At 69.7% G+C, this 13,959-nt stretch carries 12 protein-coding genes and 1 pseudogene; 1 reads left to right on the top strand and 12 read right to left on the bottom strand.

The genetic code is table 11. The features are described from left to right. Positions 1-152: 152 nt before the first annotated feature. The 12 genes and pseudogenes from coaBC to pyrR all read right to left on the bottom strand — a co-directional run bounded on the left by coaBC (position 153) and on the right by pyrR (position 13,056). Complete coding sequence (gene coaBC / locus SSQG_RS06560; protein ID WP_039934836.1) at positions 153-1,355, bottom strand: bifunctional phosphopantothenoylcysteine decarboxylase/phosphopantothenate--cysteine ligase CoaBC; 1,203 nt, start codon at positions 1,353-1,355, stop codon at positions 153-155. Between the two features lie 115 nt (positions 1,356-1,470). After that, on the bottom strand, positions 1,471-1,743 hold the full coding sequence (gene rpoZ, locus SSQG_RS06565; protein WP_003988945.1) for a DNA-directed RNA polymerase subunit omega: 273 nt from the start codon (positions 1,741-1,743) through the stop codon (positions 1,471-1,473). Positions 1,744-1,814: 71 nt separating this feature from the next. After that, the gene (gene gmk, locus SSQG_RS06570) at positions 1,815-2,408 is read right to left on the bottom strand and encodes a guanylate kinase (protein WP_003988946.1); all 594 of its coding nucleotides are present in this window, start codon (positions 2,406-2,408) and stop codon (positions 1,815-1,817) included. A gap of 58 nt (positions 2,409-2,466) precedes the next feature. Then, entirely contained in the window at positions 2,467-2,790 is a 324-nt protein-coding gene (locus SSQG_RS06575) for an integration host factor (RefSeq protein WP_003977346.1), read from the bottom strand. Positions 2,791-3,089: 299 nt separating this feature from the next. Continuing rightward, positions 3,090-3,935 carry an orotidine-5'-phosphate decarboxylase gene (pyrF, locus tag SSQG_RS06580; protein ID WP_003988947.1) on the bottom strand — a complete coding sequence of 282 codons (846 nt, stop codon included), beginning with the start codon at positions 3,933-3,935 and terminating at the stop codon, positions 3,090-3,092. Then, the gene (locus SSQG_RS06585) at positions 3,932-5,038 is read right to left on the bottom strand and encodes a quinone-dependent dihydroorotate dehydrogenase (RefSeq protein WP_003988948.1); all 1,107 of its coding nucleotides are present in this window, start codon (positions 5,036-5,038) and stop codon (positions 3,932-3,934) included. The genes pyrF and SSQG_RS06585 overlap by 4 nt, the downstream gene beginning before the upstream one ends. Before the next feature lie 70 nt (positions 5,039-5,108). Further along, positions 5,109-8,413, bottom strand: a pseudogene (carB, locus tag SSQG_RS06590) (carbamoyl-phosphate synthase large subunit). Continuing rightward, positions 8,406-9,548, bottom strand: coding sequence for a glutamine-hydrolyzing carbamoyl-phosphate synthase small subunit (gene carA, locus SSQG_RS06595; protein WP_003988950.1), 1,143 nt, complete (start codon positions 9,546-9,548; stop codon positions 8,406-8,408). The pseudogene carB and the gene carA overlap by 8 nt, the downstream one beginning before the upstream one ends. Continuing rightward, positions 9,545-10,069, bottom strand: a complete 525-nt coding sequence (locus SSQG_RS06600) for a hypothetical protein (RefSeq protein ID WP_003988951.1) — start codon at positions 10,067-10,069, stop codon at positions 9,545-9,547. The genes carA and SSQG_RS06600 overlap by 4 nt, the downstream gene beginning before the upstream one ends. Positions 10,070-10,105: 36 nt before the next feature. Next, positions 10,106-11,392 carry a dihydroorotase gene (locus SSQG_RS06605; protein ID WP_003988952.1) on the bottom strand — a complete coding sequence of 429 codons (1,287 nt, stop codon included), beginning with the start codon at positions 11,390-11,392 and terminating at the stop codon, positions 10,106-10,108. Positions 11,393-11,397: 5 nt separating this feature from the next. After that, positions 11,398-12,393, bottom strand: coding sequence for an aspartate carbamoyltransferase catalytic subunit (locus SSQG_RS06610; protein WP_003988953.1), 996 nt, complete (start codon positions 12,391-12,393; stop codon positions 11,398-11,400). 96 nt (positions 12,394-12,489) lie between these two features. Beyond that, a complete protein-coding gene (pyrR, locus tag SSQG_RS06615; protein WP_003988954.1) occupies positions 12,490-13,056 on the bottom strand; it encodes a bifunctional pyr operon transcriptional regulator/uracil phosphoribosyltransferase PyrR in 567 nt (188 codons plus the stop codon). 267 nt (positions 13,057-13,323) lie between these two features. Here pyrR and bldD point away from each other — a divergent pair, with 267 nt between their 5' ends. Continuing rightward, entirely contained in the window at positions 13,324-13,827 is a 504-nt protein-coding gene (bldD, locus tag SSQG_RS06620; RefSeq protein ID WP_003988955.1) for a transcriptional regulator BldD, read from the top strand. The last annotated feature ends 132 nt before the right edge of the window (positions 13,828-13,959 follow it).

The raw sequence follows: 13,959 nt of genomic DNA on the forward strand, positions 1-13,959 counted from the left end.
TCGGTCACGCTTCGGCCACGGTCCCCCTGTCTCGACACTCGGGAGCGCTGTGACCTGCGGCACGGGCATTGTGCCCAATGCCGAGCGGCATTGACCAGAGGCGCCACGCGCCGTTCGGCCGGGTTTCACCGGGGCGCAGGGTGCCGGAAACATCACTGGAGGCGCTCGGTGACCAGGTCCCACACCGTCTCGGCCAGGGCTTCCTTGGGCCCGTACGGCACCGGGGTCTCGCTGCCGTCGGCACCGAGCACCACGGCTTCGTTCTCCTCGGAACCGAAGGTCTTGCGCTCGCCCACCTCGTTCACCACGAGCAGATCGCAGCCCTTGCGCTTCAGCTTCGCGCGACCGTTGGCCAGCACGTCGTCGGTCTCCGCGGCGAAGCCGACGACCACCTGAGCGGGGCGCGCGCGGTCGGCGGAGATCTCCGCGAGGATGTCCGGATTCCGCACCAGGGTGATCGGCTCCGGCTCCTGGTCGTCCTTCTTCTTGATCTTCCCGGCCGCGTACGCCGCCGGACGGAAGTCCGCCACGGCCGCCGCCATCACCACCGCGTCGGCGTCTGCGACGGCCTTGAGCACCGCCTCACGCAGCTGCACGGCGGTCCCCACGGGGACGACGTCCACGCCGGCCGGGTCCGGCAGGGTGCTGTTGGCCGCGACCAGCGTGACGCGGGCGCCGCGGGCGGCCGCGGTGCGGGCGAGGGCGTAGCCCTGCTTGCCGGAGGAGCGGTTGCCGAGGAAGCGGACGGGGTCCAGGGGCTCGCGGGTGCCGCCGGCGCTGACCACCACATGCCGTCCCTTCAGGTCCGGCTCGGTCACGCCGCGGGCGAGCACCCGGCGGCAGACCTCGAAGATCTCGCCCGGGTCGGGCAGCCGGCCCTTGCCGGTGTCCACGCCGGTGAGACGGCCCACGGCCGGCTCGATGACGAGGGCGCCGCGGCGGCGCAGCGTCGCCACGTTCTCCTGCGTGGCCGGGTGCTCCCACATCTCCGTGTGCATCGCGGGGGCGAAGACGACGGGGCAGCGGGCGGTGAGCAGCGTGTTGGTGAGGAGGTCGTCGGCGAGGCCGTGGGCGGCCTTGGCGAGCATGTCGGCCGTGGCCGGGGCGACGACGACGAGGTCGGCGTGCTGCCCGATGCGGACGTGCGGGACCTCGTGCACGTCGTCCCACACCTCGGTGGAGACCGGGTTGCCGGAGAGCGCGGACCAGGTGGCGGCGCCGACGAAGTGCAACGCGGAGGCCGTGGGCACCACGCGTACCTCATGGCCCGACTCCGTCAGCCGCCGGAGCAGCTCACAGGCCTTGTACGCGGCGATGCCGCCACTGACCCCCAGAACGACCTTCGGCTTGTCCACCGTCTCTCCCCGGACCTCGGCAACCTGCACAACGTACGACTCCATGACACACCACAGGCCCGGCAGTCGACCTGCCGGGCCTGTGGAAAAGTCAGCGTCAAGCTGCAAATACTACTTACTGCGCCGGGCCCTCGACGGCCTCGGACGTCAGCAGGCCCGCGTTGATCTCGCGGAGCGCGATCGAGAGCGGCTTCTCGTGGACGTGGGTGTCGACGAGGGGACCGACGTACTCGAGGAGGCCCTCGCCGAGCTGCGAATAGTACGCATTGATCTGGCGGGCCCGCTTGGCCGCGTAGATCACGAGGCTGTACTTCGAGTCGGTGGCCTCGAGGAGCTCGTCGATCGGCGGGTTGATGATGCCCTCGGGCGCGGAGATGGAAGAGGACACGCTCTACCTTCCGATGGATGGGAAAGATTCTGTCGGGATGATCAGCGAGATCCGGTAGCGATCAACGATGGTCACACGACGTCCACCAAGGCTAGCAGCTCGCGAGCCACGTCCTCGACGGAGGTGTTGACCAGGGTCGTATCGAACTCGGGCTCGGCGGCCAGCTCGATCTTCGCCGCCCGCAGCCGTCGCTCGATCACCTCGGGCGGTTCGGTGCCCCGCCCGGTGAGCCTGCGCACCAGCTCCTCCCAGGAGGGAGGAGCCAGGAACACCAGCTGGGCCTCGGGCATCGACTCGCGGACCAGACGGGCGCCCTGCAGGTCGATCTCGAGGAGTACGGGCTCGCCCTTCTCCAGGCGCTCCTGCACGGCCGCGCGCGGCGTGCCGTAGCGGTTGCCGGCGAACTCGGCCCACTCCAGCAGCTCGCCGTTGGCGATCAGCTTGTCCATCTCGTCGTCGGTGACGAAGAAGTAGTGGACTCCGTGCTTCTCGCCGGGGCGGGGCTTGCGGGTCGTCGCCGACACCGAGAGCCAGACCTCGGGATGTTCCTTGCGCATATGAGCGACGACCGTGCTCTTGCCGACCCCGGAGGGGCCGGAGAGCACGGTCAGCCGCGGACGTACGTCCGGGGGTACGGGGGACGTCCCCCGGGGTGTTGCAGCCATGCAGCGATTATCCAGCAATCCCGGAGTGCCCGGGACTCGCTTCCCCGGAGTAACCGGTTCAGGAGCCGGTGCTGCCGAACTCGCGCTCCAGGGAGGCGATCTGGTTGGAGCCGAGGCCACGCACACGGCGGCTCTCGGAGATACCGAGTCGCTCCATGATCTGCTTGGCGCGGACCTTGCCCACGCCCGGCAGGGACTCAAGGAGAGCGGAGACCTTCATCTTGCCGATGACGTCGTTCTCCTGGCCCTGCTTGATGACCTCGTGAAGGGAGGCGCCGGAGTGCTTGAGTCGATTCTTGACCTCGGCCCGCTCCCGGCGAGCCGCGGCGGCCTTTTCGAGCGCGGCTGCGCGCTGTTCAGGGGTAAGGGGCGGAAGAGCCACGCCTACGTCACCTCGGATGTCGAACTGTCGGATACGGACCGGTGAGGAACCTAGTCGCCCCACACCTGGGGAGCTACGAGCAACACGCTTGCCCGTTCACTCTCGTCGGAGACTAGCGGGCAAGTCCGCCAGAGTCAGCGAGAACAGCGGAAAAGTCCTGGTCAGCCTTCATCTGAACGGACATTTAGGACATACTGCCCCGGATTTGAGGATGTATTCAGATTCAAGAGCACCCCTGGCCACTCATCGGAGGTCTCCGGAGAAGGCCAGGAGGGGGCCCGGATGAGGTCAGGATGAGGTCAGGAGGCAGCCACGGCGTGACGGATCTCCTCCGCGAAGCGCTCCGCGGCGTCACGCAGAGCGACCGCGTCGGGACCCTGGCGCAACACTCCCCGGCTGACGTTCGGCACCACGTTGCGCACCGCCGCGCCGAAGACCCCGGGAAGATCGGCCGGCGTGGCCCCCTGAGCTCCGATGCCGGGCGCGAGGAGCGGGCCGTTGATGTCCAGGTCGTACGACGACAGGTCCCCGAGGGTCGCGCCGACGACCGCGCCGAAGGAGCCCAGGGGCTCCTCCCCCGCGTTCTCGACGGACAGGTGCCCGAGCATCGTCGCTCCGACGTTCCGGCCGTCGGCCCGCACCGCGTGCTGGACCTCGCCGCCCTCCGGGTTGGAGGTCAGCGCCAGCACGAAGAGGCCCGCGCCGTTCTCCCGGGCCAGCGCGACGGCCGGGCTGAGCGAGCCGTAGCCGAGGTACGGCGAGACCGTCAGCGCGTCGGAGAACAGCGGGGCGTCCTTGTGCAGGAAGGACTCGGCGTACGCGGCCATGGTCGAGCCGATGTCGCCGCGCTTGGCGTCCATCACGACCAGCGCGCCCGCCGCCCGCGCTTCGGCCACCGTCGTCTCCAGGACGGCGAGACCGCGCGAGCCGAAGCGCTCGAAGAACGCGCTCTGCGGCTTGAGCACGGCGACCCGGTCGGCCACCGCCTCGACGACCGTGCGGCTGAACCGCTCCAGGCCCGCCACGTCGTCGTTCAGACCCCACTCGGCGAGCAGGGAGGCGTGCGGGTCGATCCCGACGCACAGCGGGCCGCGCTCGTCCATGGCCCGGCGCAGGCGGGCACCGAAGGGTTCGAGACCACTCATGCCGTCTTCCTCACGTCGGCGCCCACCGCGTCGGCGAGCGTGGCGTACGGGCTGGTGCGCAGGCGCGCGGCGAGCCCCTTGTGGATGGCCCGGCCCCAGAAGGGCCCCTCGTAGATGAAGGCGCTGTACCCCTGGACCAGCGTGGCACCGGCGAGGATGCGCTGCCAGGCGTCCTCGGCGTTCTCGACGCCGCCGACGCCCACCAGGGTGATCCGGTCGCCCACGCGCGCGTAGAGGCGGCGCAGTACCTCCAGGGAGCGTTCCTTCAGGGGTGCTCCGGACAGGCCGCCGGTCTCCTTGACCAGGGAGGGGTCCGACGCGAGGCCGAGGCCGTCGCGCGCGATGGTGGTGTTCGTGGCGATGATGCCGTCCAGGCCGAGCTCCACGGCGAGGTCGGCGACCGCGTCGACGTCCTCGTCGGCGAGGTCCGGCGCGATCTTGACCAGGAGCGGGACGCGCCGCGCGGACACCGTGCGGTCGGCGGCCTCGCGGACGGCGCTCAGCAGGGGACGCAGCGCCTCCGTGGCCTGGAGGTTGCGCAGACCGGGCGTGTTCGGGGAGGAGACGTTGACGACCAGGTAGTCGGCGTACGGCGCCAGCCGCTCGGCGGACTTCACGTAGTCCGCGACGGCCTCCTCCTCCGGTACGACCTTGGTCTTGCCGATGTTGACGCCGACCACGGTCCTGAAGACGGGCGTGCGGGAGGCCAGACGGGCGGCCACCCGGAGCGAGCCGTCGTTGTTGAAGCCCATGCGGTTGATCAGCGCGCGGTCCTTGACCAGCCGGAACAGCCGCTGCTTGGGGTTGCCGGGCTGCGGTTCGCCGGTCACGGTGCCGATCTCGACGTGGTCGAAGCCGAGCATCGCCATGCCGTCGATGCCGACGGCGTTCTTGTCGAAGCCCGCCGCGAGCCCGAAGGGGCCGTGCATGCGCAGCCCGAAGGCCTCGGTGCGCAGCTCCTTGTGGCGGGGCGCGAGGGCCGCGGCGAGGAAGGTGCGCAGCACCGGGACGCGGGCGGCGAGGCGGATCCAGCGGAAGGCCAGGTGGTGGGCCTGCTCCGGGTCCAGCCGCTTGAAGAACAGGCTGAAGAAGATTCGGTACATGGTGTCCTCACGAGGACGTGCTGTCCTCACGAAGAGGGGGACACCGTTTCCGGTGTCCCCCTCGGGGCTGCTAGTCGCGGGCCGCGGTCAGGTGCTCCGCGTGTTCCTGGAGCGATCGGACGCTCACTTCGCCGCGGTTGAGGGCGTCGATGCCCTGGACCGCCGCCGCGAGCGCCTGGACCGTCGTCAGGCAGGGCACCGAGCGCGCCACCGCCGCCGTACGGATGTCGTAGCCGTCGAGGCGGCCACCGGTGCCGTAGGGGGTGTTGACGATCAGGTCGACCTCGCCGTCGTGGATGAGCTGCACGATGGTCTTCTCGCCGTTCGGGCCGGTGCCCTCGGACTGCTTGCGCACGACCGTGGCGTTGATGCCGTTGCGCTTGAGGACCTCGGCCGTGCCGGAGGTGGCGAGCAGCTCGAAGCCGTGCGCGACAAGCTCGCGCGCCGGGAAGATCATCGAGCGCTTGTCGCGGTTGGCGACCGAGATGAAGGCGCGGCCCTTGGTGGGCAGCGGGCCGTAGGCGCCCGCCTGCGACTTGGCGTACGCCGTGCCGAAGACGGAGTCGATGCCCATGACCTCGCCGGTGGAGCGCATCTCCGGGCCGAGGACCGTGTCGACGCCGCGGCCGTGGATGTCGCGGAAGCGCGACCACGGCATGACGGCCTCCTTGACGGAGATCGGCGCGTCCAGCGGCAGCTCGCCGCCGTCGCCGGTGGCCGGCAGCAGGCCCTCGGCGCGCAGCTCGGCGATCGTGGCGCCCAGCGAGATCCGGGCGGCGGCCTTGGCCAGCGGCACCGCGGTCGCCTTCGAGGTGAAGGGGACGGTCCGGGAGGCGCGCGGGTTGGCCTCCAGGACATAGAGGATGTCGCCCGCGAGCGCGAACTGGATGTTGATCAGGCCGCGGACGCCGACGCCCTTCGCGATGCCCTCCGTGGAGGCCCGCAGGCGCTTGATGTCGAAGCCGCCGAGCGTGATCGGGGGCAGGGCGCACGCCGAGTCGCCGGAGTGGATGCCGGCCTCCTCGATGTGCTCCATGACGCCGCCGAGGTACAGCTCCTGCCCGTCGTAGAGCGCGTCGACGTCGATCTCGATCGCGTCGTCGAGGAACCGGTCGACCAGCACCGGCCGGGAGGGGCTGATCTCGGTCGACTCGGCGATGTACGCCTCCAGGCGCGTCTCGTCGTAGACGATCTCCATGCCGCGCCCGCCGAGGACGTACGACGGGCGGACGAGGACCGGGTAGCCGATCTCGTCGGCGATGGCCTTGGCCTCGGCGAAGGTGGTGGCGGTGCCGTGCTTGGGGGCCGGGAGGCCGGCCTCCTTGAGGACCCGGCCGAAGGCGCCCCGGTCCTCGGCGGCGTGGATGGCCTCCGGGGAGGTGCCGACGATCGGCACGCCGTTGTCCTTCAGCGCCTGCGACAGGCCCAGCGGGGTCTGGCCGCCGAGCTGCACGACGACGCCCGCGACGGGTCCGGCCTGCTGCTCGGCGTGCACGATCTCCAGCACGTCTTCCAGCGTCAGCGGCTCGAAGTACAGGCGGTCGGAGGTGTCGTAGTCCGTGAGACGTCTCCGGGTACAGTTGACCATGACCGTCTCGTAGCCCGCTCGCTGAGCGCGAAGGAGGCGTGGACGCAGGAGTAGTCGAACTCGATGCCCTGGCCGATGCGGTTCGGGCCGGAGCCCAGGATGATGACGGCCGGCTTCTCGCGGGAGGCGACCTCCGTCTCCTCGTCGTAGGAGGAGTAGAAGTACGGCGTCTTCGCGGCGAACTCGGCGGCGCAGGTGTCGACCGTCTTGTAGACCGGGCGGATTCCCAGCGCGTGCCGGACCTCGCGGACGACGTCCTCGCGCAGGCCGCGGATCTCGCCGATCTGCGTGTCGGAGAAGCCGTGCCGCTTGGCCTCGGCGAGCAGGTCGGCGGTGAGTTCGGGCGCCTCGGCCAGCTCGTCGGCGATCTCCTTGATGAGGAAGAGCTGGTCGACGAACCACGGGTCGATCTTCGTGTACTCGAAGACCTCCTCGGGCGTGGCGCCGGCGCGGATGGCCTGCATGACGGTGTTGATCCGGCCGTCGGTGGGGCGGACCGCCTGCTCCAGGAGCTGGGTCTTGTCGCCGGGCTCGCCGACGAAGGTGAACTGGCTGCCCTTCTTCTCCAGCGAGCGCAGGGCCTTCTGGAAGGCCTCGGTGAAGTTGCGGCCGATGGCCATGGCCTCGCCGACGGACTTCATGGTGGTGGTGAGGGTGGCGTCCGCGCTCGGGAACTTCTCGAAGGCGAACCGCGGGGCCTTCACGACCACGTAGTCGAGCGTCGGCTCGAAGGAGGCCGGGGTCTCCTGCGTGATGTCGTTCGGGATCTCGTCCAGCGTGTAGCCGACGGCGAGCTTGGCGGCGATCTTGGCGATCGGGAAGCCGGTCGCCTTGGAGGCCAGCGCCGAGGACCGCGACACGCGCGGGTTCATCTCGATGACGATGACCCGGCCGTCCTCGGGGTTCACCGCGAACTGGATGTTGCAGCCGCCGGTGTCGACACCGACCTCGCGGATCACGGCGATGCCGATGTCGCGCAGGGTCTGGTACTCGCGGTCGGTGAGCGTCATGGCGGGCGCGACGGTGATCGAGTCGCCGGTGTGCACGCCCATGGGGTCGAAGTTCTCGATGGAGCAGACGACCACGACGTTGTCGTGCTTGTCGCGCATCAGCTCCAGCTCGTACTCCTTCCAGCCGAGGATGGACTCCTCCAGGAGCACCTCGGTGGTCGGGGAGAGCGTGAGGCCCTGGCCGGCGATGCGGCGCAGTTCCTCCTCGTCGTGGGCGAAGCCGGAGCCGGCGCCGCCCATGGTGAAGGAGGGGCGGACGACGACCGGGTAGCCACCGAGCGTTTCGACGCCCTGGAGCACGTCGTCCATGGAGTGGCAGATGACCGAGCGGGCGGACTCGCCGTGGCCGATCTTGCCGCGGACGGCCTCGACGACCTCCTTGAAGAGGTCGCGGTCCTCGCCCTTGTTGATGGCCTCGACGTTGGCGCCGATCAGCTCGACGCCGTACTTGTCGAGGGTCCCCGCCTCGTGCAGCGAGATGGCCGTGTTGAGGGCCGTCTGGCCGCCCAGGGTGGGCAGCAGCGCGTCGGGGCGCTCCTTGGCGATGATCTTCTCGACGAACTCGGGGGTGATCGGCTCGACGTAGGTGGCGTCGGCGATCTCCGGGTCGGTCATGATCGTCGCCGGGTTGGAGTTCACCAGGACGACCCTGAGGCCCTCGGCCTTCAGGACGCGGCACGCCTGGGTGCCGGAGTAGTCGAACTCGGCGGCCTGGCCGATGACGATCGGGCCGGAGCCGATGACCAGGACGGACTGGATATCGGTGCGCTTAGGCACGCTGGCCCTCCATCAGGGATACGAAGCGGTCGAACAGGTAGGCGGCGTCGTGCGGGCCGGCTGCCGCTTCGGGGTGGTACTGGACGCTGAAGGCGGGGCGGTCGAGGAGCTGGAGCCCCTCCACCACGTTGTCGTTCAGACAGACGTGCGACACCTCGGCGCGGCCGAACGGGGTCTCGGAGACCTGGTCGAGCGGGGCGTCGACGGCGAAGCCGTGGTTGTGCGCGGTGACCTCGACCTTGCCGGTCGTGCGGTCCTGCACCGGCTGGTTGATGCCGCGGTGGCCGTACTTCAGCTTGTAAGTGCCGAAGCCGAGCGCGCGGCCGAGGATCTGGTTGCCGAAGCAGATGCCGAACAGCGGCGTGCCGCGCTCCAGGACGCCCCGCATCACCGAGACGGGGTGGTCGGCGGTGGCCGGGTCGCCCGGACCGTTGGAGAAGAACACGCCGTCCGGGTTGACCGCGTACACGTCCTCGACGGTCGCGGTTGCCGGGAGCACGTGCACCTCGATGCCGCGCTCGGCCATGCGGTGCGGCGTCATGCCCTTGATGCCGAGGTCGACGGCGGCGACGGTGAACTTCTTCTCGCCGAGGGCCGGGACGACGTACGGCTCGGTGGTGGCGACCTCGGCGGAGAGGTTCGCGCCCTTCATCTGCGGGGCCTCCTGCACGCGGGCGAGGAGCGCGCCGTCTTCCTGGACGGCGTCGCCGCTGAAGATGCCGACGCGCATGGCGCCGCGCTCACGCAGGTGCCGGGTGAGGGCGCGGGTGTCGATGCCGGAGATGCCGACCACGCCCTGCGCCGCGAGCTCCTCGTCCAGCGTGCGCCGGGAGCGCCAGTTGGACGGCACGCGTGCGGGGTCGCGGACGACGTACCCGGAGACCCAGATGCGCTTGGACTCGGGGTCCTCGTCGTTCACACCGGTGTTGCCGACGTGCGGGGCGGTCATCACCACGACCTGGCGGTGGTACGAGGGGTCGGTGAGGGTCTCCTGGTAGCCGGTCATGCCGGTGGAGAAGACGGCCTCGCCGAAGGTCTCCCCCACGGCCCCGTAGGCGCGGCCGCGGAAGATCCGGCCGTCCTCCAGGACGAGTACGGCGGGAGTTTTGGTGGCTCCCCTGGTGGAGGTGGTCATCGTTCGGCGCCTTCCCTGGTGTTCGTTTCGATCATGGAGTTGACGGTCTCGACCCACTCGTTGTGCTCGGCCGCGTGGTCGGAGCGGAACCCGGAGTCGATCAGCCGGTCGCCGTGCGCCCAGGTGACGATCAGCAGGCCGCCCTCGGTGAGCACCTTGCCGGCGATGCCCTTGTCGAGGCGGGCCTCCCGGAGCTGCGCGGCCGGCACGAAGAAGTCGTTCGCCCCGGGGCGCACGACGTCCAGTCCGGCGTCCGTGAGGGTCAGCTCGGCACGGCTGCGGGTGCCCAGGCCGTGCGCCACGATCCGGTCGAGCCACTGCCCGGCGGTGGTGGAGCCGTGGTAGCGGCCGCTCATGGTGAGCCTGGCCGGTCCCGTCTCGTCGGGGGTGGTGGGCAGCTCGGGCAGGTCGCCCTGGAGGGTGCCGCGCCACTTCCAGCCCTCGCGCATCAGCCAGTAGACGAGCGCGACGAACAGGGCGAGGCCGACGACCCAGCCGATGCGGGCGGCCCAGTCGGTCACTTGCGCCGATTCCTTCTCGGCGGCAGCAGTACAGTGTCACGTGAGCTTCCCGTCGACGAGCGTGGCCTTGCCCCGCAGCCACGTGTGCGTCACACGGCCCGGCAGCTCGCGGCCCTCGTAGGGGGTGTTGCGGCTGCGCGAGGCGAAGCCCGCGGGTTCCACCAGCCCACGGTATGCCGTGTCGACGAGGGTGAGGTTGGCGGGCTCACCTGCCGAGACGGGACGTCCGTGGCCCGTGGCCTGTCCGATCTGCGCGGGCTTGAAGGACATCCGGTCGGCGACGCCGGCCCAGTCCAGCAGACCCGTTTCGACCATGGTCTCCTGCACCACTGACAACGCCGTCTCCAGGCCGACCATGCCCATGGCGGCCGCGGCCCACTCGCAGTCCTTGTCCTCGTGCGGGTGCGGGGCGTGGTCGGTGGCGACGATGTCGATCGTGCCGTCGGCGAGCGCCTCGCGCAGCGCCATGACGTCGCGCTCGGTGCGCAGCGGCGGGTTGACCTTGTAGACGGGGTTGTACGTCCGCACCAGCTCGTCGGTGAGGAGCAGGTGGTGCGGGGTGACCTCGGCGGTGACGGCGATGCCGCGGGACTTCGCCCAGCGGACGATCTCGACGGATCCGGCGGTCGACAGGTGACAGATGTGGACGCGGGAGCCGACGTGCTCCGCGAGCAGGACATCCCGGGCGATGATCGATTCTTCGGCCACCGCCGGCCAGCCCCCGAGCCCGAGCTCGGCGGAGACGACGCCCTCGTTCATCTCGGCGCCCTCGGTCAGCCGCGGCTCCTGCGCGTGCTGGGCGATCACACCGCCGAAGGCCTTCACGTACTCCAGGGACCGGCGCATGATCACGGCGTCGTGGACGCACTTGCCGTCGTCGGAGAAGACGGTGACCCCGGCGGCCGACTCGTGCATGGCGCCCAGCTCGGCGAGCTTCTTGCCCTCCAGGCCGACGGTCACGGCACCGATCGGCTGGACGTCGCAGTACCCGTGCTCCTTGCCGAGCCGCCAGACCTGCTCGACGACACCGGCGGTGTCGGCGACCGGGAACGTGTTGGCCATGGCGAACACGGTGGTGTAACCGCCGGAGGCGGCGGCGCGGGTGCCGGTGAGGACGGTCTCGGAGTCCTCCCGGCCGGGCTCGCGCAGATGGGTGTGCAGGTCGACCAGGCCCGGCAGCAGCACCTTGCCCTCGGCCTCGACGACCTCGGCGCCCTCGGCGGTCAGCCCCGTGCCGACCTCCGCGATGGTCCCGCCGTCGATCAGCACGTCCTGCGGCTCGCCGCCGAGCACCTTCGCACCACGGATCAGGATCTTGCTCATGGTTCTTACTTCTCCTCGGTACGGGTGTGGGTGACGGCGGGCACGTTCTTCGAATCGAACACAGCGCCGCCCAGCAGCAGGTAGAGGACGGCCATCCGGATGGACACCCCATTGGTGACCTGCTCGACGACGGTGCAGCGGTCGGAGTCGGCGACCTCGGCGGTGATCTCCATGCCGCGGACCATCGGGCCGGGGTGCATCACGACGGCGTGCTCGGGCATCCGCGCCATGCGGTCGCCGTCGAGGCCGTAGCGCCGGGAGTACTCACGCTCGGTGGGGAAGAAGGCGGCGTTCATGCGCTCGCGCTGGACGCGCAGCATCATCACCGCGTCGGACTTGGAGAGGGTGCTGTCGAGGTCGTACGACACCTCGCAGGGCCAGGCCTCGATGCCGACGGGCAGGAGAGTGGGCGGGGCGACGAGGGTGACCTCGGCGCCGAGGGTGTGCAGCAGGTCGACGTTGGAGCGGGCGACCCGGCTGTGCAGGACGTCGCCGACGATCGTGATGCGCCGGCCCGCGAGGTCCTGGCCGAGGCCGGCGTCCGGGCCGATCAGGCGGCGGCGCATGGTGAAGGCGTCCAGCAGGGCCTGGGTGGGGTGCTGGTGGGTGCCGTCGCCGGCGTTGACGACGGCCGCGTCGATCCAGCCGGAGTTCGCCAGCCGGTACGGGGCGCCCGAGGCGCCGTGCCGGATGACCACGGCGTCGACGCCCATGGCCTCCAGCGTCTGGGCGGTGTCCTTCAGGGACTCGCCCTTGGAGACGCTGGAGCCCTTGGCGGAGAAGTTGATGACGTCCGCGGACAGCCGCTTCTCGGCGGCCTCGAAGGAGATCCGGGTCCGGGTGGAGTCCTCGAAGAAGAGGTTGACGATCGTGCGGCCGCGCAGGGTCGGCAGCTTTTTGATCGGCCGGTCGGCGACCCGGGCCATCTCCTCGGCGGTGTCGAGGATCAGGACGGCGTCGTCGCGGGTGAGGTCGGCGGCCGAGATGAGATGACGCTGCATCTGTCAGGCTCCGTAAGACAGTTCAGGAGAATGGGGGCAGACGGGCGCGCGAAGGCGCACTGAGCCGGCGTACGCCGACGGCGTACGCCCGAAGCGCTACTGGGAGGTCTGCTTGGCGCCGAGCAGCACGGTGTCGCGACCGTCCTCCTCGGCGAGCTGGACCTTGACCGTCTCCCGCAACGACGTGGGGAGGTTCTTGCCGACGTAGTCGGCGCGGATGGGCAGTTCGCGGTGACCGCGGTCGACGAGGACGGCGAGCTGCACCGCGCGCGGGCGCCCGAGGTCGTTCAGGGCGTCGAGGGCGGCCCGGATGGTGCGGCCGGAGAAGAGCACGTCGTCGACGAGGACGACCAGCTTGCCGTCGAGGCCGTCACCGGGGATCTCGGTACGGGCCAGCGCACGCGGCGGGTGCATGCGCAGGTCGTCGCGGTACATGGTGATGTCGAGCGAGCCGCACGGAACCTTGCGCTCGGTGATCTCCTCGAGCTTGTCGGCGATCCGCCGGGCGAGGAAGACGCCCCGGGTCGGGATGCCGAGGAGCACCACGTCGTCGGCGCCTTTCGCGCGTTCGACGATCTCGTGGGCGATGCGGGTCAGCACCCGTGCGATGTCGGGCCCTTCGAGAACGGGCCGGGCATCGGACTGCGTGTCGTGCGTGTCCATACGAAACGGACCTCCTTCTCCGCCTCACGGGACGGACCTTAAAGGACGTCGGGATTGCGCCATACACGGTAGCAGGTCCCCACGACCGCTTCGATGGCCCCCTCGAATCACCCACTCGGCCTAACGGAGCGCCGATACCACGGAAGAGTCGGTGCGGACCATTCGGCTTGACGCGGCAGAGTAACGCTGCGTAACCTCACAGTGAGTTACCAGCCGCGCGGTCCGGCAACACAGCCGAGGCGCGTCGACACAGTGCCGGGGAGCTATATGTCCAGCGAATACGCCAAACAGCTCGGGGCCAAGCTCCGGGCGATCCGCACCCAGCAGGGCCTTTCCCTCCACGGTGTCGAGGAAAAGTCCCAGGGACGCTGGAAGGCGGTCGTGGTCGGTTCGTACGAGCGCGGCGACCGTGCCGTGACCGTGCAGCGCCTTGCCGAGCTGGCGGACTTCTACGGCGTTCCGGTGCAGGAGCTGCTGCCGGGCACCACCCCGGGGGGCGCCGCCGAGCCGCCGCCGAAGCTGGTCCTGGACCTGGAGCGGCTGGCCACGGTGCCGGCCGAGAAGGCGGGCCCACTGCAGCGCTACGCGGCCACGATCCAGTCGCAGCGCGGTGACTACAACGGCAAGGTGCTCTCGATCCGCCAGGACGACCTGCGCACACTCGCCGTCATCTACGACCAGTCGCCCTCGGTCCTCACCGAGCAGCTGATCAGCTGGGGTGTCCTGGACGCCGACGCGCGTCGCGCGGTGGCGACCCACGACGAGGGCTGAGCACTCCGCGAGGAGCGCAGAAACGTGCCGCCGGGTTTTTTTTTTTTTTTTTTCTTTTTCGTTTTCATCTTCTTTTTTCTTTTCTTTATTTTTTTTTTTTTTTTTTTTTTTTTTTTTTTTTTTTTTTTTTTT

It is taken from the genome of Streptomyces viridochromogenes DSM 40736 (assembly GCF_000158955.1).
GTDB lineage: Bacteria > Actinomycetota > Actinomycetes > Streptomycetales > Streptomycetaceae > Streptomyces > Streptomyces venetus.